This window comes from Burkholderia sp. IO2, assembly GCF_029522185.1.
Taxonomy (GTDB): domain Bacteria; phylum Pseudomonadota; class Gammaproteobacteria; order Burkholderiales; family Burkholderiaceae; genus Burkholderia; species Burkholderia cenocepacia.
Map to the genome: position 1 here is coordinate 1 of NZ_JAKWFH010000072.1, position 19,225 is coordinate 19,225.

19 protein-coding genes are annotated in these 19,225 nt (G+C 66.3%); 17 read left to right on the forward strand and 2 right to left on the reverse strand.

The window, feature by feature from the left end; all coding sequences use genetic code 11:
* From MMB92_RS31105 to MMB92_RS31115, 3 genes are all read left to right on the forward strand, one after another.
* Positions 1 to 516 (forward strand): peptidoglycan DD-metalloendopeptidase family protein (locus tag MMB92_RS31105; RefSeq protein ID WP_277563164.1); only part of this gene is annotated, 516 nt, incomplete at its 5' end.
* Positions 517 to 527: 11 nt separating this feature from the next.
* Positions 528 to 1,616: an RNA polymerase sigma factor RpoS gene (rpoS, locus tag MMB92_RS31110; protein ID WP_006484452.1), complete on the forward strand. Its 1,089-nt coding sequence runs from the start codon at positions 528 to 530 to the stop codon at positions 1,614 to 1,616.
* 3 nt (positions 1,617 to 1,619) lie between these two features.
* Positions 1,620 to 2,396, forward strand: a complete 777-nt coding sequence (locus tag MMB92_RS31115) for a 3'-5' exonuclease (protein WP_275523561.1) — start codon at positions 1,620 to 1,622, stop codon at positions 2,394 to 2,396.
* Positions 2,397 to 2,426: 30 nt separating this feature from the next.
* Here the strand turns inward: MMB92_RS31115 and MMB92_RS31120 are convergent, their stop codons facing one another.
* Positions 2,427 to 3,281, reverse strand: a complete 855-nt coding sequence (locus tag MMB92_RS31120; RefSeq protein WP_060268484.1) for an endonuclease/exonuclease/phosphatase family protein — start codon at positions 3,279 to 3,281, stop codon at positions 2,427 to 2,429.
* A gap of 323 nt (positions 3,282 to 3,604) precedes the next feature.
* Here MMB92_RS31120 and rlmD point away from each other — a divergent pair, with 323 nt between their 5' ends.
* Positions 3,605 to 4,909, forward strand: a complete 1,305-nt coding sequence (gene rlmD / locus MMB92_RS31125) for a 23S rRNA (uracil(1939)-C(5))-methyltransferase RlmD (RefSeq protein ID WP_230877682.1) — start codon at positions 3,605 to 3,607, stop codon at positions 4,907 to 4,909.
* Positions 4,910 to 4,972: 63 nt separating this feature from the next.
* On the opposite strand, the gene MMB92_RS31130 is transcribed toward rlmD, so the two are convergent.
* On the reverse strand, positions 4,973 to 5,671 hold the full coding sequence (locus MMB92_RS31130) for a Bax inhibitor-1/YccA family protein (protein WP_006761414.1): 699 nt from the start codon (positions 5,669 to 5,671) through the stop codon (positions 4,973 to 4,975).
* 249 nt (positions 5,672 to 5,920) lie between these two features.
* On the opposite strand from MMB92_RS31130, the gene ndk reads away from it, so the two are divergent.
* The 13 genes from ndk to MMB92_RS31195 all read left to right on the forward strand — a co-directional run bounded on the left by ndk (position 5,921) and on the right by MMB92_RS31195 (position 19,119).
* Positions 5,921 to 6,346 (forward strand): nucleoside-diphosphate kinase, encoded by a 426-nt coding sequence (gene ndk, locus MMB92_RS31135; RefSeq protein ID WP_006478674.1) that lies wholly within the window; start codon positions 5,921 to 5,923, stop codon positions 6,344 to 6,346.
* A 55-nt stretch (positions 6,347 to 6,401) separates the two neighbouring features.
* Positions 6,402 to 7,541, forward strand: a complete 1,140-nt coding sequence (gene rlmN / locus MMB92_RS31140) for a 23S rRNA (adenine(2503)-C(2))-methyltransferase RlmN (RefSeq protein ID WP_080331677.1) — start codon at positions 6,402 to 6,404, stop codon at positions 7,539 to 7,541.
* 163 nt (positions 7,542 to 7,704) lie between these two features.
* Positions 7,705 to 8,721: a helix-turn-helix domain-containing protein gene (locus tag MMB92_RS31145; protein WP_012492656.1), complete on the forward strand. Its 1,017-nt coding sequence runs from the start codon at positions 7,705 to 7,707 to the stop codon at positions 8,719 to 8,721.
* 112 nt (positions 8,722 to 8,833) lie between these two features.
* Positions 8,834 to 10,138, forward strand: coding sequence for a flavodoxin-dependent (E)-4-hydroxy-3-methylbut-2-enyl-diphosphate synthase (ispG, locus tag MMB92_RS31150; protein ID WP_006483314.1), 1,305 nt, complete (start codon positions 8,834 to 8,836; stop codon positions 10,136 to 10,138).
* Between the two features lie 20 nt (positions 10,139 to 10,158).
* Positions 10,159 to 11,499 carry a histidine--tRNA ligase gene (gene hisS / locus MMB92_RS31155; protein ID WP_006483311.1) on the forward strand — a complete coding sequence of 447 codons (1,341 nt, stop codon included), beginning with the start codon at positions 10,159 to 10,161 and terminating at the stop codon, positions 11,497 to 11,499.
* A 55-nt stretch (positions 11,500 to 11,554) separates the two neighbouring features.
* Positions 11,555 to 12,184 carry a tetratricopeptide repeat protein gene (locus tag MMB92_RS31160; RefSeq protein WP_006478678.1) on the forward strand — a complete coding sequence of 210 codons (630 nt, stop codon included), beginning with the start codon at positions 11,555 to 11,557 and terminating at the stop codon, positions 12,182 to 12,184.
* Positions 12,185 to 12,225: 41 nt separating this feature from the next.
* Positions 12,226 to 13,371, forward strand: a complete 1,146-nt coding sequence (bamB, locus tag MMB92_RS31165; RefSeq protein WP_277563165.1) for an outer membrane protein assembly factor BamB — start codon at positions 12,226 to 12,228, stop codon at positions 13,369 to 13,371.
* A gap of 247 nt (positions 13,372 to 13,618) precedes the next feature.
* Positions 13,619 to 14,956, forward strand: a complete 1,338-nt coding sequence (gene der / locus MMB92_RS31170; RefSeq protein WP_006493685.1) for a ribosome biogenesis GTPase Der — start codon at positions 13,619 to 13,621, stop codon at positions 14,954 to 14,956.
* 141 nt (positions 14,957 to 15,097) lie between these two features.
* Positions 15,098 to 15,337, forward strand: a complete 240-nt coding sequence (hfq, locus tag MMB92_RS31175) for an RNA chaperone Hfq (protein WP_006399927.1) — start codon at positions 15,098 to 15,100, stop codon at positions 15,335 to 15,337.
* 72 nt (positions 15,338 to 15,409) lie between these two features.
* Positions 15,410 to 16,582 carry a GTPase HflX gene (hflX, locus tag MMB92_RS31180; protein WP_175975584.1) on the forward strand — a complete coding sequence of 391 codons (1,173 nt, stop codon included), beginning with the start codon at positions 15,410 to 15,412 and terminating at the stop codon, positions 16,580 to 16,582.
* A gap of 47 nt (positions 16,583 to 16,629) precedes the next feature.
* Complete coding sequence (gene hflK, locus MMB92_RS31185) at positions 16,630 to 17,976, forward strand: FtsH protease activity modulator HflK (RefSeq protein WP_006493684.1); 1,347 nt, start codon at positions 16,630 to 16,632, stop codon at positions 17,974 to 17,976.
* A gap of 15 nt (positions 17,977 to 17,991) precedes the next feature.
* Positions 17,992 to 18,891: a protease modulator HflC gene (locus MMB92_RS31190; RefSeq protein WP_006485903.1), complete on the forward strand. Its 900-nt coding sequence runs from the start codon at positions 17,992 to 17,994 to the stop codon at positions 18,889 to 18,891.
* Positions 18,892 to 18,927: 36 nt separating this feature from the next.
* The gene (locus MMB92_RS31195) at positions 18,928 to 19,119 is read left to right on the forward strand and encodes a DUF2065 domain-containing protein (protein ID WP_006478685.1); all 192 of its coding nucleotides are present in this window, start codon (positions 18,928 to 18,930) and stop codon (positions 19,117 to 19,119) included.
* Positions 19,120 to 19,225: the final 106 nt, after the last annotated feature.

Consider the following 19,225-nt stretch of genomic DNA (forward strand, 5'->3'; position numbering starts at 1 on the left):
GCCGCCGCGCCGATCGTCGGTGGCGCGGTCGCGACGGCACCGCTGAGCAGCGGTCCGGCCGCGCCGGCTGCCGGCACGTCGTCGGCGCTGGCCGCCACGCCGCCGGCTGCGGCAACCGGGTCGAGCGATACGGCCGCGGCGCCGAGCGGCCCCGTGACGTTCGCGTGGCCCGCGCGCGGCCCCGTGCTGAACGGGTTCGACGACGCGAAGAACAAGGGTGTCAATATCGGCGGGACGGCCGGCGAGGCCGTGAAGGCGGCGGCGGACGGCCGCGTCGTTTACTCCGGCAACGGTCTGCGTGGTTACGGCAACCTCATTATCATCAAGCACGATGCAACTTACCTCACGGCGTATGCACACAATCGCGCTTTGATGGTAAAAGAGGGGGACGCGGTAACGAAGGGGCAGAAGATCGCCGAGATGGGTAACAGCGATGCCGACCGCGTGATGCTGCATTTCGAGGTTCGCCGGCAGGGTAAGCCTGTCGATCCGCTGAAGTATTTGCCGCCTCAATAACCGAGACGACCATGCCGAAATCGAAGCGCCACGAGCCGCAAGCCGAGTCTGAGAAGATCAGTCGTGCCACGCAAGCATCGGTGGGGCGAGTGGGTGCTTCGACGGACGACGAAGACGACGTCGCGGAAAACGAACGTGATCTCGAGGCACGCGACGCCGAGGCCGAAGGTGGCGACGACGAGCGCGAAGGCCGTCAGGAAGCCGCGCCCGACGTCGACGATTTCCGCACGCTGCTGCAGGCCGAACTCACGGCCGACACGATCCAGCATTACCTGAACCGCATCAGCGTGAAGCCGCTGCTGACCGTCGAGGAAGAGCAGCGCTATTCGCGTCTTGCGAAGGCCGGCGAATTCGAGGCGCGGCAGGTGATGATCGAGCGCAACCTGCGTCTCGTCGTCAGTATCGCGAAGGGGTACCTGAACCGCGGCGTGCCGCTGCTCGACCTGATCGAGGAAGGCAACCTCGGCCTGATGCACGCGATCGAGAAATTCGACCCGACGCGCGGTTTTCGCTTCTCGACCTACGCGACGTGGTGGATCCGGCAGAGCATCGAGCGGGCGATCATGAACCAGGCCCGCACGGTGCGCCTGCCCGTGCACGTGATCCGCGAACTGAACCAGGTGCTGCGCGCGAAGCGCCACCTCGAAAAGAATTCGATGTCGACGGGCGAGGCGGCCGAACGCCGCGAAGCCAGCATCGACGACATCGCCTATCTCACCGGCAAGACCGCCGAGGAAGTCACCGATATCCTCGCGCTCAACGAACACACGGCGTCGCTCGACGCGCCGCTCGACCTCGATCCCGCGAGCAGCCTGCTCGACCTGCTGCCCGACGACCAGAGCCAGTCGCCCGACGCCGAGGTGCAGCACCGCGAGCTCGAAACGCTGACGCGCGCGTGGCTGTCGCGGCTGTCCGACAAGCACCGGCACGTGATCGAGCGCCGCTTCGGCCTGAACCACATCGAACCGGCGACGCTCGAGGAGCTCGCCGACGAGATGGGGCTCACGCGCGAGCGCGTGCGGCAGATCCAGCAGGAAGCGCTGGTGCGCCTCAAGCGGTTCTTTGCCTCCAACGGCGTGCGCAAGGACGCCGTTCTGTAACTGATGACTCCGATTCTCGTTTTTGACATCGAGACGATTCCCGATGTCGACGGCATTCGCCGTCTGGAAGACCTGCCCGCGACGCTCGACGATGCCGCGGTGTCCGAGCATGCATTCGCCGCACGCCGCGAGAAGACCGGCAGTGATTTCCTGCCGCATCACCTGCAGCGGATCGCGGCGATTTCGTGCGTGTTCCGCGACAACAACGGTTTTCGCGTGCGCTCGCTCGGCACGCCGCAGGACAACGAAGCCACGCTGATCCAGTCGTTCTACCGCGTAATCGAGAAATACACGCCGCAGCTCGTGTCGTGGAACGGCGGTGGCTTCGATCTGCCGGTGCTCCATTACCGCGCGCTCGTGCACGGCATTCCCGCCACCCGCTACTGGGATCTCGGCGAGGACGACCGCGAGTTCAAGTGGAACAACTACATCTCGCGCTATCACTCGCGGCATACCGACCTGATGGACGTGCTCGCGATGTATCAGGCGCGCGCCAATGCGCCGCTCGACGCGCTCGCGAAGCTGTGCGGCTTTCCGGGCAAGCTCGGGATGGACGGCAGCCAGGTATGGCCGGCGTTCCAGGACGGGCGAATCGAGGAAATCCGCAACTACTGCGAAACCGACGTCGTCAATACCTATCTGCTGTATTGCAGGTTCCAGTTGATGCGCGGCGGCCTGACGCCGAGCGAGTACGCGGACGAGATCCTGCTCGTGAAGAACGCGCTTGCGCTGGAACCGGCGCCACACTGGGTCGAATACCTGGCCGGCTTCGACGCGTAGCGCGGACAGGCCGCGCCGCGGCCGGCCCGATCAGCCGAGGTCGAGCAGCACCGGCTGGTGATCGGACGCGCGCACGTAATCGTCGATCTCGCAGCGGGTGACGCGCGGCAACAGCGTGTCGGTCACGAACACGAAATCGCACGCGAGCGGCCCGTCCGACCATTGCACCGTATCGTAGACGCCGGCCGTCGGCGGCGGCGTGCGGCCGGGGTGCCGCGCAACCCACGCGTCGATGAAATCCGGCGCGTCGGCAAGCGGCGCCAGGAAGCGCCGGTATGCGTCGCTGCCGAATGCACTGTTGAAATCGCCGCAGACGATCGCATCGCGTGGCTGTCCGGTCGCGCTGAACGGCCCCTCGGCGGTTTCGGCGCGGGCCGGGTGGGTCGCGTGCGCACAGGCCTCGCGATGCCGGTCGCGCAGCGCGTCGACCTGCGCGAGCCGCTGGCGCGCCGAGTAATACTCCAGATGCGTGGTGACCACGCGCAACGGCCCGAACGGCGCCTGCAACTCGATGTCGAGCGCGACGCGCGGCATCGACGGCGCGCCGGCGTCGGCCGGCCACGGCAGCGACTGGCGCAGCACGCGCCCGACCGGCAGCCTTGTCGCGATGGCGTTGCCGAACTGGCGGCGCGGTGCGCCCGGCCGGATGGCCGGCAGGTCGGCGCCGATCGCGTCGACGACCGTATAGCCGGGCAGCAGCGCGGCGAGTTCGGCGAACTGGTCGGGGCCCGGCCGGCCGGGCAGTGCGTCGAAGCCGCGCGTGACTTCCTGCAGGCACAGCACGTCGAAATCGCCGAGCTCGCGAATGGCCGCGACGGTGCGGGGAAGATCGACGACGCCGTCCGCGTCCCGACCCCATTGGATGTTCCAGTCGATCAATCGCATGGTCGAATCTCCTGTCGGGCGAAATGTCGGGCCTTGGGCCTCGGGCGTTGCCCCGGCTGATTTGCGGCCGGGCATTGCCGCAGGCGCATCCCGCAGCCGCATTGCATGGCCGCCCGGTCGCGCCACGGGCTGTCCGTGCGCAAGTTCGACGCCTGCCTCATCCAAAGCGCGCGACGGAGGCTTTCGTCGTCTACAATCTCGCCTTCTTCAACGTTTGTCAGGAAAAGCTGGTGTCCGAAGCCGTCCCCACTTCTGCGCGCAAATCGAAAAATGCGCCCGTCGCGCCCGGGCCCGCCCCGGTTCTCGAGATCGAATCGCTCGACATGGAAGCGCGCGGTGTTGGCCGCACGGTGACCGAGGACGGCGGGCCGGGCAAGGTGATCTTCGTCGAAGGCGCGCTGCCGGGCGAGCGCGTGACTTATTCGAGCTACCGCCGCAAGCCGAGCTACGAGCAGGCGACGGTCGTCGACATTCTGCGCCCGAGCGTATTGCGCACGCAGCCGAAGTGCAAATTCTTCGGCACCTGCGGCGGCTGCTCGATGCAGCATCTCGACATGCGCGCGCAGGTGGCGGTCAAGCAACGCGTGCTCGAAGACAACCTGTGGCATCTGGCGAAGCTGCGCGCGGAAACGATGTTCGCGCCGATCCACGGCCCGTCGTGGGGCTACCGCTACCGGGCGCGCCTGACCGTGCGCAACGTCGCGAAGAAGGGCGGCGTGCTGGTCGGGTTCCACGAGAAGAAGAGCAGCTACGTCGCCGACATGACGAGCTGCGAAGTGCTGCCGCCGCACGTGTCGGCGATGCTCGTGCCGCTGCGCCGGCTCGTCGAGGGGCTGTCGATTCGTGACCGGATGCCGCAGATCGAACTCGCGGTCGGCTCGACCGTCACCGCGCTCGTGCTGCGCGTGCTGGAGCCGATCAATGCGGACGACGAAGCGCTGCTGCGCGCGTTCGCGGACGAGCACAACGTGCAGTTCTGGTTGCAGCCGAAGGGGCCGGACACGGTGACGCCGTTCTATCCGCTCGACGTGTCGCTCGACTACACGCTGCCGGAATTCGGCATCCGCATGCCGTTCAAGCCGACCGACTTCACGCAGGTCAATCACCAGATCAACCGCGTGCTGGTGGGCCGCGCGCTGCGCCTGCTCGCGCCGTCGCGCGACGATCGCGTGCTCGACCTGTTCTGCGGGATTGGCAACTTCACGCTGCCGCTCGCGCGGCTGTCGCGCGAAGTGATGGGCATCGAGGGCAGCGACACGCTGACCACGCGCGCGCTGGCGAACGCACGCGAGAACGGGGTCGACGGCCACACGACGTTCGCGTGCCGGAACCTGTTCGAAGTGACCGGCGACGACCTCCGCGCGCTCGGCGCATTCGACAAGTTCCTGATCGACCCGCCGCGCGAAGGCGCGCTCGCGGTGTCGAAGGCGCTGGCCGAGATCGCGCAGAGCGGCGAAGGTCCGCTGCCGAAGCGCATCGTGTACGTGTCGTGCAACCCGTCGACGCTCGCGCGCGATGCAGGCCTGCTCGTGCACGAGGCCGGCTACCGGCTGAAGGGCGCCGGTGTCGTGAACATGTTCCCGAATACGTCGCACGTCGAATCGATCGCGCTGTTCGAACGCGATTGAGCCGGGCGGCGGACGTAAAAAAACCGGCCCGCGGGCCGGTTTTTTCGTGGTGCGCAGCGAACGTCAGTTGCGGTTGCCGCCGAAGATGCCGAGCAGCGCGAGCAGGTTCGTGAACACGTTGTACAGGTCGAGGTAGATCGCGAGCGTGGCCGAGATGTAGTTCGTCTCGCCGCCGTTCACGACGCGCTGGACGTCGAACAGCATGTACGCCGAGAAAATCGCGATCGCGAGCACCGATACGGTGAGCATCAGCGCCGGCAGTTGCAGGAAGATGTTCGCGACCGACGCGAGCAGGATCACGATCACGCCCATGAACAGCCACTTGCCGAGCCCGGAGAAGTCGCGCTTGCTGACGGTGGCGATCGTCGCCATCGCGGCGAAGATGATGCCGGTGCCGCCGAACGCGAGCATGATCAGCGACGGGCCGTTCGAGAAGCCGAGGATGAAGCTCAGCAGTCGCGACAGCATCAGGCCCATGAAGAACGTGAAGCCCAGCAGCACGAACACGCCGGCCGCGCTGTTTTTCGTCCGCTCGATCGCGAACATGAAGCCGAACGCGATCGCGAAGAACGCGAGCAGGCTCATCATCGGGCTCGTGGCCGCGAACAGCGAGAAGCCCGTCGCGACGCCGACCCAGGCGCCCAGCACGGTCGGCACCATCGACAGCGCGAGCAGCCAGTACGTGTTCCGCAGCACGCGGTTGCGAACCTCGGCGGTGCTGACGGAACCGCCGCGGCCGAAATTGTACGGATAGTCGTTCATGGTTTCTCCTAACATTGAACGCGTGGGCGTCCGGGGCCGGTTCGGCGCGCGCGATGTGCGGCGCAGCAAACCGGGGCAGCTATGGCTAAGATACGTTCCGTGCCGGGAGGTTTCAATGGCCCGGCGGCACAAAACATATGGATTCTGAACCTTTCATTCGTGTAAGGGTTCAATCGCAATGATACACGGGATCGTGCTACAATAGCGGATTCATTTGAACCTGTAACTTCTTAATTTTTTGGAGTTTTTATGGCAATCGAGCGCACCCTGTCGATCATCAAGCCGGATGCGGTGGCAAAGAACGTGATCGGCCAGATCTACAGCCGTTTCGAAGGCGCCGGCCTGAAGATCGTCGCATCGCGCATGGCACACCTGTCGCGTGCTGACGCAGAGAAGTTCTATGCAGTTCACGCAGCGCGTCCGTTCTTCAAGGACCTCGTCGACTTCATGATCTCGGGCCCGGTGATGATCCAGGTTCTGGAAGGTGAAGGCGCGATCCTGAAGAACCGCGACCTGATGGGCGCAACGGATCCGAAGAAGGCGGAAAAGGGCACGATCCGCGCCGACTTCGCCGACAGCATCGACGCGAACGCCGTCCACGGCTCGGACGCTGCGGAAACGGCAGCGGTCGAAATCGCGTTCTTCTTCCCGGAAATGAACGTTTACTCGCGTTAAGCCCTGGCTGACAGCAAGTAGGCAGGATTCAGCGCACGCGGCAAGGCAGCACATCATGACGAGCGAAACTTCCGTCAATCTTCTCGACTTCGACGCCGAGGGTCTTGTCGCGTACTGCGGCAGCCTGGGCGAGAAGCCGTTCCGCGCCAAGCAATTGCAGCGCTGGATCCACCAGTACAACGCTGGCGATTTCGACGGCATGACCGATCTCGCGAAGTCCCTGAGGGGAAAACTCAAGGGCCGCGCGTCGATCGTGATGCCGGAGATCGCCAGCGATCACGTTTCCACCGACGGCACGCGCAAGTGGCTGATCGACGTCGGAAACGGCAATGCGGTCGAAACCGTGTTCATCCCGGAAGAGACGCGCGGCACGCTGTGCGTGTCGTCGCAGGCCGGGTGCGCGGTGAACTGCCGCTTCTGTTCGACGGGCAAGCAGGGTTTCTCCCGCAACCTGTCGACAGCCGAAATCATCGGCCAGCTCCGGATGGCCGAATTTGCATTGCGCGCGTCGCTGGGCCGCGCGCCCGGCCCGAACGGCAAGGCCGAACGGGTCGTCACCAACGTGGTGATGATGGGCATGGGCGAGCCGCTCCTGAATTACAGCGCGGTCGTCCCCGCGATGCGACTGATGCTCGACGACAACGCGTACGGCCTGTCGCGCCGCCGCGTCACGCTGTCGACGTCCGGCGTGGTGCCGATGATGGACCGCCTCGGCGCCGAGTTGCCGGTCGCGCTGGCCGTTTCGCTGCACGCGCCGAACGATGCGCTGCGCGACGAGCTGGTGCCGCTCAACAAGAAGTATCCGCTTCGCGAGCTGATGGCCGCGTGTCAGCGTTATCTGAAGGTCGCGCCGCGCGACTTCATCACTTTCGAATACTGCATGCTCGACGGCGTCAACGACACCGAAGCGCATGCGCGCGAACTGCTGGCCGTCACGCGCGACGTGCCGTGCAAGTTCAACCTGATCCCGTTCAATCCGTTTCCGGAATCGGGCCTCATCCGCTCGAAGCCGGAGCAGATCAAGCGCTTCGCGCAGGTTCTCATCGACGCGGGTGTCGTCACGACCGTGCGCAAGACGCGCGGCGACGACATCGACGCCGCGTGCGGGCAGTTGGCCGGCGCGGTGAAGGATCGCACGCGCCTCGCGGAACGAACGGGCGCAGCAGGAAAAATCATCGAAGTTCGGGCAGTTTGACGGGGGCACCTGGCCGGGGTGCCCGAACCCTTTGGCGGTGCAACACGCGAATAGCGATCGGTCGCGGCGCCTCGGCGCCGCGCAGGGTATGAACAGTTGCGGGTGCCGGCCGGCGGGAGTCGGCGGCGGCCGCCAGTGAAGAAGAATCGACGCGAGGACAAGGATGAGTGAGCCGCAGCCGTCTAACGGCGCAGAGACGAATGCCGCGAAGCCGGCACCGGCGGGACTGGAATCGCTGGCGGCGGTCGGCAGCCGGCTGGCGCAGCTTCGGGAGACGAAGGGCTGGTCGGTCGACGACGTGTCGGCGCGACTCAAGGTCGCACCGCAAAAGCTCCGGGCGCTCGAGGCCGGCGACATCAGCCATTTGCCCGGCGTGACGTTCGCGCTCGGGGTCGTGCGCAGCTATGCGAAGATGCTCGGCGTCGATCCGGAACCGTTCGCGCAGGCGCTGCGCCGCGAGCGCGGGGTGCCGGAAGTCGACCTGTCGATGCCGGCGTCGTCGGGCACGGATCTGCCGCGCGGCCGCGTGTCGATTCCGCTCGGCGGCTCGTCGCGTCACCATCCGTGGCTGTGGGGGACGGGGATCGTCATCGTCGCGGTGGTCGCCGTACTGATGTGGCACACTGGCGGCGATTCGTCGAGCCTGCTCGCACGCTTCAAGGGCGGCGACGCCGAGCATGCGTCGGCCGCGAGCGCGGCGACGGCATCGTCGGCTGCTGAAGAAGCGGCCACGAACGCCGCGTCGGGCGCGGTGACGAATGCGGTTCCGGCCCCGGCTGCTGCATCGGCTGCCCCGGCGCAGGCGATCGCGTCGGCTGTTCCGGCGCCCGCGGCGCCGGTCGCGACTGCCGCTGCGTCGCAGCCCGTGGCGGCCACGGCGGCGGCAAGCACGGCCGCGCCGGCCCAGCCGGCCAGCGTCGTGGTGGCGGCCGGTCAGTCGATGGTCGAACTGAAGGTCAAGCAGGATTGCTGGTTCAGCGTGCGCGACAAGAACGGCAAGGAGCTGTTCTCGGCGCTGGTGCGCGCCGGCGAAACGAAGCAGGTGGCCGGTGACGGGCCGTTCAAGGTCACGATCGGCAACAAGGCCGGCCTCGACGCGGTTGCGTTCGACGGAAAACCGGTCGATCCGGCAAAATATTCGGCAGCGCGGGGTAACGTGGCGCGGTTCACGTTGCCCTGACGTCAAGCGCCGTGGCGAAGGCCTGTCGTCGATCTCGGCAGGCCGTGAGGGCACGGCGCTTTTTCAATTCATGCGCCGCGTCGCGGCGCATTCCGCGTAAATGGATCTATCGATGCAATCCGAAGCTCAATCCCCACGCAGCAGTCAGATTTGTTCAACCGAGCCGGTGTTCGGCGGGCATCAGCCGCGCCGCGTATCGCATGCGGTGGATGTCCGCTGGGGCGGGCAACTCGTGACGATCGGCGGCGACGCGCCGGTGCGCGTGCAGTCGATGACGAATACCGACACGGCCGACGCGATCGGCACGGCGATCCAGATCAAGGAACTCGCGAATGCGGGCTCCGAACTGGTGCGCATCACGGTCAACACGCCCGAAGCCGCGGCCGCCGTGCCGGCGATTCGCGAGCAGCTCGACCGGATGGGCGTGACCGTGCCGCTCGTCGGCGATTTCCACTACAACGGCCACCTGCTGCTGCGCGACTACCCGGGCTGTGCGGAATCGCTGTCGAAGTACCGGATCAACCCCGGCAACGTCGGTCAAGGCGCGAAGCGCGACACGCAGTTCGCGCAGATGATCGAGGCCGCGGCGAAGTACGACAAGCCGGTGCGGATCGGCGTGAACTGGGGCAGTCTCGACCAGGACCTGCTCGCGCGCATGATGGACGAGAACGGCGCGCGGGCGCAGCCGTGGGACGCGCAGAGCGTGATGTACGAGGCGCTGATCCAGTCGGCGATCGGCTCGGCCGAACGCGCGGTGGAGCTCGGCCTGGGCCGTGACCGCATCGTGCTGTCGTGCAAGGTCAGCGGCGTGCAGGACCTGATCGCCGTGTACCGCGAACTCGGCCGCCGCTGCGGCTTCGCGCTGCACCTCGGACTGACCGAGGCCGGCATGGGTTCGAAGGGCATCGTCGCGTCGACGGCGGCGCTCGGCGTGCTGCTGCAGGAAGGGATCGGCGACACGATCCGCATCTCGCTGACGCCGGAACCGGGCGCGTCGCGCACGGGCGAAGTGATCGTCGGCCAGGAAATCCTCCAGACGATGGGCCTGCGCTCGTTCGCGCCGATGGTGATCGCGTGCCCGGGCTGCGGCCGTACGACGAGCACGCTGTTCCAGGAACTCGCGATGCAGATCCAGACCTACCTGCGCGAGCAGATGCCGGTCTGGCGCAAGGAATATCCGGGCGTCGAGAAGATGAACGTCGCGGTGATGGGCTGCATCGTCAACGGCCCGGGCGAATCGAAGCACGCGAACATCGGCATCAGCCTGCCGGGTTCGGGCGAGAACCCGGCCGCACCCGTCTTCATCGACGGCGAGAAGGTCAAGACGCTGCGCGGCGAGCGGATCGCCGAGGAATTCCAGCAGATCGTCAGCGACTACGTCGCACGCAATTACGGCCGCACCGAGGCCCTGAACTAATTCGTCCACACACACGAACGATGACTGAACAGAAACGCAAGATCGAGAAGCTCACCGGCGTCAAGGGCATGAACGACATCCTTCCGCAGGATGCCGGCCTGTGGGAATTCTTCGAAGCTACCGTGAAATCGCTGCTGCGCGCGTACGGCTACCAGAACATCCGCACGCCGATCGTCGAACATACGCAGCTCTTCACGCGCGGCATCGGCGAAGTCACCGACATCGTCGAGAAGGAGATGTACAGCTTCACCGACGCACTGAACGGCGAGAACCTGACGATGCGCCCGGAAAACACCGCGGCCGTCGTGCGTGCGTCGATCGAGCACAACATGCTGTACGACGGCCCGAAGCGCCTGTGGTACATCGGCCCGATGTTCCGTCACGAGCGTCCGCAGCGCGGCCGCTATCGCCAGTTCCACCAGGTCGGCGTCGAGGCGCTCGGCTTCGCGGGTCCCGATGCGGATGCCGAGATCATCATGATGTGCCAGCGCCTGTGGGACGACCTCGGCCTGACCGGCATCAAGCTCGAGATCAACTCGCTCGGCCTCGCCGAAGAGCGCGCCGCGCACCGCGTCGAACTGATCAAGTACCTCGAGCAGTTCGCCGACGTGCTCGACGAGGACGCGAAGCGTCGCCTGTATACGAACCCGCTGCGCGTGCTCGACACGAAGAATCCGGCACTGCAGGACATCGCGCAGAACGCACCGAAGCTGATCGACTTCCTCGGCGACGAATCGCGCGCGCACTTCGAAGGGCTGCAGCGCCTGCTGCTCGCGAACAACATTCCGTTCAAGATCAACCCGCGTCTCGTGCGCGGGCTCGATTACTACAACCTGACCGTGTTCGAGTGGGTGACCGACAAGCTCGGCGCGCAGGGCACGGTCGCGGCCGGCGGCCGCTACGATCCGCTGATCGAGCAGCTCGGCGGCAAGCCGACCGCCGCGTGCGGCTGGGCGATGGGCATCGAGCGCATCCTCGAGCTGCTGAAGGAAGAGGATCTCGCGCCCGAGCAGGAAGGCGTCGACGTGTACGTCGTGCACCAGGGCGAAACCGCGCGCGAACAGGCGTTCATCGCGGCCGAGCGTCTGCGCGACACGGGCCTCGACGTGATCTTCCACTGCAGCGCCGACGGCGCGCCGGCGAGCTTCAAGTCGCAGATGAAGCGGGCCGACGCAAGCGGCGCCGCGTTCGCGGTGATCTTCGGCGAAGAAGAGGTCGCGAACGGCACGGTGGGCGTGAAAGCGTTGCGCGGCGCGGGTGCGGAAGGGGAAAAGAACGTTCAGCAGACCGTACCGGTCGAAAGCTTGACCGAATTCCTAATCAATGCGATGGTTGCATCCGCCGAAGACGGCGACGACTGATCGCGCTGGCATCCGCTCGACAAGAAAAGCCTGAACAGGAAGGAATCGCTCGCCGATGAGTTATCACGACGAACAAGAATCGATTGAAAGTCTGAAGGCGTGGTGGGCCCGCTGGGGCAACCTCACCACGTGGATCGTGCTCGCGGCGCTCGTCGTCGCGGCCGGTTTCAACGGCTGGAACTACTGGCAGCGCCGTCAGGCTGCCGAGGCGTCCGGGCTGTACGAGCAGGTCCAGAAGGCTGCCGCCGCGAACGACAAGGCGACGATGGCCCGCGCGGCTGCCGACATGGAAGACAAGTTCGGCAGTACGCCGTATGCGCAGATGACGGCGCTCGCGGCCGCGAAGACGCTGTATGCGGCCGGCGACGCGGCCGGCGCGAAGGCACAGCTGCAATGGGCCGTCGATCACGCCAAGGACGACGAGTACAAGCAGATCGCGAAGCTGCGTCTCGCGTCGCTGCTGCTCGACGAGAAGGCGTACGACGCGGGCCTCGCGCTGCTGTCGGGTACGCCGGTCGATGCATTCAAGGGCCTCGTGGCCGATCGACGCGGCGATCTGCTTGCCGCGCAAGGCAAGACCGACGACGCGCGCGCCGCTTACAAGCTCGCGCTCGACGGCCTGTCGAAGGACGACCAGTCCGCGCGCCAGCTCGTGCAGTTCAAGCTGGACGCGCTCGGCGGCTGAATTCCGGTCCCCTCAACCTCTTAACTCTGCTTCGCTAACCGATGAATTTGTTGAAACGTTACGCTGTGCCCGTTGCCTGCGCGGCGGCTGTCCTCGCTTTGGTGGCTTGCTCGTCGTCGAAGGACGCGCGCCGCGTGCCGACGCCGCTCACCGAGTTCAAGCCCGTCATGGACGTGCAACAGGTCTGGAAAGCGAGCGTCGGCAAGGGCGGACGCTACCTGTTCTCGCCGGTGGCCGTGGGCGACGCCGTCTATGCGGCGGGCGAAAACGGTTCGGTCGAGAAGATCGACGCGAAGACGGGCCAGACGCTGTGGCGCTCGAAGGTTGGTTCGGACCTGTCGGCCGGGGTCGGCAGCGACGGCAACCTGACCGCGGTCGGTGCGTTGAAGGGCGGCGTGTTCGTGCTGGGCCCGGACGGCAAGCAGCTGTGGAAGACCAGCGTGCAGGGCGAGATCTTCTCGCCGCCGCTCGTCGGCAACGGCCTCGTGGTCGTCCGCACGATCGACGGCCAGGTGATCGCGTTCAACGCGCAGACGGGCGAGCAGAAGTGGAACTACCGCAATCGTGCGGTGCCACTGAACCTGCGCGTGTCGGCGGGCATGACGTTTGCGGGCGACGCGGCCGTGCTCGCGGGCTTCCCGGGCGGCGGTCTCGTCGCGATCAACCTGCAGACGGGCGAGCCGTTCTGGCAGACCCCGGTGTCGTTCCCGAAGGGCGTGACCGAGGTCGAGCGCATCAACGACGTCAGCGGTCCGCCGACGCTCGTGGGCGCGGAAACCTGCGCAGTGACGTTCCAGGGTCAGCTCGGTTGCTTCGATGCGAACTCGGGCCGGCCGCTGTGGGAAAAGCCGTTCTCGAGCCGCAGCGGCCTCGCGCAGGACGATTCGGTGGTCGCCGGCGGCGACGACTGGTCGGTCGTCACCGCGTACGACGCGGCTACGGGCAACCAGCTCTGGCGCAACGACAAGCTGAAGAGCCGTGACGTCGGCGTGCCGTACCTGCTCGGGCACGCGGTCGTGATGGGCGATTACAAGGGCTTCGTGCACTTCCTGTCGCGCGAGGACGGCAGCTTCATCGCGCGGATGAAGACCGACGGCAGCGCGATCACGGCGGCGCCGGTCCTCGCGGGCAATACGCTCGTCGTGCAGACGAAGGACGGCGGCCTGTACGGGTTCCGTCCGCGCTGACGCGCACGAAACAGGCGTGGCCGTGGCGCGGCGGGCAGGTCCCGCGGGCCGCGGCCGCGCGACTTGAAGGCGGCCGGCGTTCCCGGCCGCTCGGTATTTGAAAGGCAGTTCGAGACGAAAGACGACGGCGCGCAACGCGCGCCGGGCGCGCGCATCCGGCGCGGCGCGAATTCGTGATATTTTCATTCAGCGCAGCCGCCCGCAGCAGCGGGCCTCCCGCTGCTGCGCTTCACCGTAGAAAACACAGATGAAACCGGTCATTGCCCTCGTTGGGCGCCCCAATGTGGGGAAATCCACGCTGTTCAACCGGCTCACGCGCTCGCGCGATGCGCTGGTCGCCGACTTGCCGGGCCTGACGCGCGATCGCCATTACGGCGAAGGGCGCGTCGGCGAACGGCCTTACCTGGTCGTCGATACGGGCGGCTTCGAACCCGTCGCGAAGGACGGCATCCTGCACGAAATGGCGCGCCAGACGCGGCAGGCCGTCGAGGAGGCCGACGTCGTCGTGTTCATCGTCGACGGCCGTAACGGACTCGCGCCGCAGGACAAGTCGATCGCCGACTACCTGCGCAAGACCGGCCGGCCGATCTTCCTGGTCGTCAACAAGGCCGAGGGGATGAAGTACACGGCGGTCGCGACCGACTTCTACGAGCTCGGGCTCGGCGATCCGCGCGCGATCTCGGCCGCGCATGGCGACGGCGTGACCGACATGATCAACGAGGCGCTCGAAGTCGCGTACGCCGGCCAGCCCGAGGAAGCGGAGGAGGATGATCCGTCGCGCGGCATCAAGATCGCGATCGTCGGCCGTCCGAACGTCGGCAAGTCGACGCTCGTCAACGCGCTGATCGGCGAAGACCGTGTGATCGCGTTCGACATGCCGGGCACGACGCGCGATTCGATCTACGTCGACTTCGAGCGTAACGGCAAGAAATACACGCTGATCGACACGGCCGGCCTGCGGCGCCGCGGCAAGGTGTTCGAGGCGATCGAGAAGTTCTCGGTCGTGAAGACGCTGCAGTCGATCTCCGACGCGAACGTCGTCATTCTTCTGCTGGATGCGCAGCAGGACATTTCCGACCAGGACGCGCACATCGCCGGCTTCGTCGTCGAGCAGGGCCGCGCGCTCGTGATCGGCGTGAACAAGTGGGACGGCCTCGACGACCACGCGCGCGACCGCGCGAAAGCGGATTTGACCCGCAAGCTGAAATTCCTCGACTTCGCGAAATCGCATTTCATTTCGGCCGCGAAGAAGACGGGTATCGGCGCGCTGATGCGCTCGGTCGACGATGCCTACGCGGCGGCGATGTCGAAGCTGCCGACACCGAAGCTCACGCGCGCGCTGATCGAGGCGGTCGAATTCCAGCAGCCGCGCCGTCGCGGCCCGGTGCGTCCGAAGCTGCGCTACGCACACCAGGGCGGCCAGAATCCGCCGATCATCGTGATCCACGGCAACGCGCTCGACGCGGTGACGGAAACCTACAAGCGCTACCTCGAAAACCGGTTCCGCGAAACTTTCTCGCTGACCGGGACTCCATTGCGCATAGAGTTCCGTTCGTCGAACAACCCGTACGCGGACAAGGGCTGAAGCACGTCCCGCAAGGGCTAGGCCGCATGGCCTACGCCCGGGCGGGGCAGGCAAAATCAGCTATAGTGTAGCGATTGGCGCCGGATCTCTTTTTCTTCGCCGCCAATCCAGATCAACCTGCAAAAAAAGATGGAGTACGCCATGAGCAACAAAGGGCAATTGTTACAAGACCCGTTTTTGAACGCACTGCGCAAAGAGCACGTTCCCGTTTCGATTTACCTCGTCAACGGCATCAAGCTTCAAGGGAACATTGAATCGTTCGACCAGTACGTCGTGTTGCTCCGTAATACGGTGACCCAGATGGTTTACAAGCACGCCATCTCGACGGTCGTGCCGGCGCGCCCGGTGAATTTCCACCCGGACGCGGAAGCCTCGTCCTAACCTATCGCAGCGGCCGGCATCCGGTCGCCGCGAGCGACCGATGCCAGCCGCCTTATCTTGACACCCGATAATTTGATCAACGCAGCGCTCGTCGGCATCGATTTCGGCAAGACCGATTTCGAAGCCAGTCTCGAAGAACTCAGTCTTCTCGCCTCCAGTGCGGGAGCCCGTCCCGCCGTCACCCTCACGGGTCGACGCGCCAGTCCCGATGCCAAGATGTTCATCGGCAGCGGCAAAGCCGAAGAATTGCGGCTCGCCTGCGATGCGCACAACGTCGAAATCGTCATCTTCAACCACGCCTTGGCGCCCGCCCAGCAACGCAATCTGGAGCAGGCACTTAACAGGCGCGTGGTCGATCGCACGAGCCTCATCCTCGACATCTTCGCGCAGCGTGCCCGCAGCCACGAAGGCAAGCTGCAGGTCGAGCTCGCGCAGCTTCAATATCTGTCGACCCGGCTGATTCGCGCGTGGACCCACCTGGAGCGGCAAAAGGGCGGTATCGGCCTGCGCGGCCCGGGTGAAACCCAGCTCGAAACCGACCGCCGGCTGATCGGCGAACGCATCAAGATGCTGAAGTCGCGGCTCGACCGGCTGCGTCGCCAGCACAGCACGCAGCGCCGGCAGCGCGCGCGCAGCGGCACGATGTCGGTGTCGCTCGTCGGCTATACGAACGCGGGCAAGTCGACGCTGTTCAATGCGCTGACGAAAGCGCAGGCCTACGCGGCCGACCAGCTGTTCGCGACGCTCGATACGACGTCGCGGCGCGTGTACCTCGGCGACGAGGTCGGGCAGATCGTCGTGTCCGATACGGTCGGGTTCATCCGCGAGCTGCCTCACCAGCTCGTCGCGGCGTTTCGCGCGACCCTCGAGGAAACGATCCATGCGGATCTGCTGCTGCATGTGGTCGATGCGTCGAGCGCGGTCCGGCTCGAGCAGATCGAGCAGGTCAACGGCGTGCTGCACGAGATCGGCGCGGACACGATCCGGCAGGTGCTGGTCTTCAACAAGATCGACGCCGTGCCCGAGCTGGCGGCCCGCGGCGACGCGGTCGAGCGGGACGAGTATGGTAATATTTCGCGCGTCTTTTTGAGCGCGCGCACCGGTCAGGGTCTCGATACGTTGCGTGCCGCCATCGCCGAAATCGCCTCCGCGGAACACCTTTCCAGCGCGACGTTATCCGACGCGCTCGATGGCACGTCCGCTGAACCGCACGAAGACCACACGATTTCCGAACACGGGCGCTAACCGGTCCCGGCCGGTTCGCCGGCGTCCAATCTGGTGAACAAACTCTGGTGAACGAATACAACGAGCGGAGTACCTGGCGGCGGATGCGCGCCTTGCTGTCGATCAACGATCCCCGCTGGGGACGCGGCGAAGGCAATGGCAAGGACGGATCCCGCCCCCGCGCGAACGAATCGAAGCGTCCGCAAGGCGGCGACGGCGACGGTCCGCCCGATCTCGACGAGATGTGGCGCAACTTCAACCGGCGCCTGAGCGGCCTGTTCGGCGGCAAGGGCGGCAACGGCTTCCGTCCCGACAACGGCCGGGCCGCACGGGTCGGCGTCGGCATCGTGATCGGCGTGCTGGTCGCGGTGTATGCGGGCAGCGGGCTGTTCGTCGTGCAGGAAGGCCAGACGGGCGTCGTGCTGCAGCTCGGCAAGCTGTCGGGCACGGTCGGCCAGGGCGTGCACTGGCGCGCGCCGTATCCGTTCGCATCGCACGAGATCGTCGACACGTCGCAGGTCCGTTCGATCGAGATCGGCCGCAACAACGTCGTGCGTCTCGCGAACGTGAAAGAAGCCGCGATGCTGACGCGCGATGCCGACATCGTCGACGTGCGCTTCATCGTCCAGTACCGGATTCGTTCCGCCACCGATTACCTGTTCCGCAGCGTCGATCCCGAGCGCAGCGTGTCGCAGGCCGCGCAGGCCGCGGTGCGCGCGATCGTCGGCACGCGCAGCGCGGCCGACATGCTGAACCAGGACCGCGATGCGCTGCGCGAGCAGCTGTCCACGGCGATCCAGCGCGATCTCGACCGCTACCAGTCGGGGCTCGAGGTCACGGCCGTCACGATGCAGAGCGTCGCGGCGCCCGACCAGACCCAGGCCGCGTACGCCGAAGTCGCGAAGGCGCGCGACGAGCGCGAGGCCGCGAAGCGCGCCGCGCAGGCGTATGCGAGCGACCTGCTGCCGAAGGCGCAGGGCGATGCGGCGAAGCTCGTCGACGAAGCGAAGGCGTATGCCGACCGCGTGGTCACCGAAGCCGAAGGCGACGCGGACCGCTTCAAGCAGGTCTACGCGCAGTACTCGAAGGCGCCGGCGGTCATCCGCGAGCGGATGTACCTCGAGACGATGCAGGAAATCTATTCGAACGCGACGAAGGTATTCGTCGGCAACAAGGGCGGCAACAGCGTCGTGTATCTGCCGCTCGACAAGCTCGTCGAGCAGGGGCGGCAAAACGCCGCCGCGTCGACCGGCGCATCCGCCGCCGATGCGGCGTCCGCACCGGCGGCAACCGTGCCGTCGGCAGCCGCTGCCGCGCCGGCGAGCGCCGCACCGGCCGCCACCGCGTCGGGCGTCGACGTGCTGCGATCGCGCGAAGCGTTTCGCAGCCGGTCGCGTGAAGACGATACGAAGTAACGGGGAGCGCAGAACATGAACCGAATCATTGCGCTCGTCGTCGCAATCGTGATCGTCGCCTTCGCGGCATCATCGACGGTCCTCACCGTCGATCCGCGCCATGCGGCCGTGTTGTCGGGCCGCGACGGCACGCAGCCCGAGCTCGCGGGCCCCGGCGTCCACTTCAAGCTGCCGCCGCCGCTGCAGACGGCCACGCTGATCGATACGCGCCTGCAGTCGCTCGAGTCGTCCGATCCGCTGCAACTGGCAACCGAAGACAAGCACGACCTGCTCGTCGCGTATGCGGTGAAGTACCGGATCAGCGATCCGATGAAATATTTCACGGCGACGGGCGGCGACCCGGCGGCGGCGGCCGAACGGCTGTCCGGCGCGCTGAAGAGCGCGCTCGGCGACGCATTCGGCAAGCGCGCGCTCGACGATGCCCTCGGCGGTCAACGTGCGATCGCCGATGCGGCGCGCGATGCGACGAAGGCGAATGCGACCGGTTTCGGCGTCGACGTGGTCGACGTCCAGCTGACGCGCGTCGACCTGCCGGCCGCGCAGACGGATGCCGTCTATCAACGGATGATCGGTGCGTTGCGCGATCAGGCGGCGCAAGTGCGCGCGCAAGGCGCGGCCGACGTCGAGCAGATCAAGGCCGACGCCGAACGCGAGCAGCAGGCCGTGCTCGCGAACGCGTACAAGTCCGCGCAGACGATCAAGGGCGAGGGCGATGCGAAGGCCGCGACGATCGCCGCAGACGCGTTCGGCCGCGATCCGCAGTTCTATCAGTTCTACGCGAGCCTGCAGGCCTACCGGAATACGTTCAAGCGCAACGACATCATCGTCGTCGATCCCGACAGCGAGTTCTTCCGCTTCATGCGCAGCCCGACGGGCGGCGCCGCACCGGCGGCGCCTGCTCCCCGCAAACATTGACTTTGGGGCGCCGCGTCGAGCGGCGCCGTCGCTCGCATGGACCTGGCTGGCTCGTTGTTGCTCGCAGTAGCGCTGATGCTGATCATCGAGGGGGCGTTCCCCTTCGTGTTTCCCGTCGCCTGGCGCGACACGTTTCGTAGAATAGCCGAGCGGCCGCCGCATCATATCCGGATCGGCGGGCTGATCGTGATGGTGCTCGGGCTCGTGCTGCTGCTGCTCGCGACCTGACCGGAGCCCCGATCCGGACGGCGCATCCGCCGTTCGTTCCGCCCGATTTCGAAGTTCCGATTCAACTCGCGGCGCGCGTGTCGCGCGCCGTTTCCCGTCGTAGGAC

Excerpts from the sequence above, each read along its gene's own strand:
- rpoS (WP_006484452.1), top strand. The coding sequence starts at position 528 with ATGCCGAAATCGAAGCGCCACGAGCCGCAAGCCGAGTCTGAGAAGATC.
- MMB92_RS31115 (WP_275523561.1), top strand. The coding sequence starts at position 1,620 with ATGACTCCGATTCTCGTTTTTGACATCGAGACGATTCCCGATGTCGAC.
- MMB92_RS31120 (WP_060268484.1), bottom strand. The coding sequence starts at position 3,281 with ATGCGATTGATCGACTGGAACATCCAATGGGGTCGGGACGCGGACGGC.
- rlmD (WP_230877682.1), top strand. The coding sequence starts at position 3,605 with ATGGAAGCGCGCGGTGTTGGCCGCACGGTGACCGAGGACGGCGGGCCG.
- MMB92_RS31130 (WP_006761414.1), bottom strand. The coding sequence starts at position 5,671 with ATGAACGACTATCCGTACAATTTCGGCCGCGGCGGTTCCGTCAGCACC.
- ndk (WP_006478674.1), top strand. The coding sequence starts at position 5,921 with ATGGCAATCGAGCGCACCCTGTCGATCATCAAGCCGGATGCGGTGGCA.
- rlmN (WP_080331677.1), top strand. The coding sequence starts at position 6,402 with ATGACGAGCGAAACTTCCGTCAATCTTCTCGACTTCGACGCCGAGGGT.
- MMB92_RS31145 (WP_012492656.1), top strand. The coding sequence starts at position 7,705 with ATGAGTGAGCCGCAGCCGTCTAACGGCGCAGAGACGAATGCCGCGAAG.
- ispG (WP_006483314.1), top strand. The coding sequence starts at position 8,834 with ATGCAATCCGAAGCTCAATCCCCACGCAGCAGTCAGATTTGTTCAACC.
- hisS (WP_006483311.1), top strand. The coding sequence starts at position 10,159 with ATGACTGAACAGAAACGCAAGATCGAGAAGCTCACCGGCGTCAAGGGC.
- MMB92_RS31160 (WP_006478678.1), top strand. The coding sequence starts at position 11,555 with ATGAGTTATCACGACGAACAAGAATCGATTGAAAGTCTGAAGGCGTGG.
- bamB (WP_277563165.1), top strand. The coding sequence starts at position 12,226 with ATGAATTTGTTGAAACGTTACGCTGTGCCCGTTGCCTGCGCGGCGGCT.
- der (WP_006493685.1), top strand. The coding sequence starts at position 13,619 with ATGAAACCGGTCATTGCCCTCGTTGGGCGCCCCAATGTGGGGAAATCC.
- hfq (WP_006399927.1), top strand. The coding sequence starts at position 15,098 with ATGAGCAACAAAGGGCAATTGTTACAAGACCCGTTTTTGAACGCACTG.
- MMB92_RS31190 (WP_006485903.1), top strand. The coding sequence starts at position 17,992 with ATGAACCGAATCATTGCGCTCGTCGTCGCAATCGTGATCGTCGCCTTC.
- MMB92_RS31195 (WP_006478685.1), top strand. The coding sequence starts at position 18,928 with ATGGACCTGGCTGGCTCGTTGTTGCTCGCAGTAGCGCTGATGCTGATC.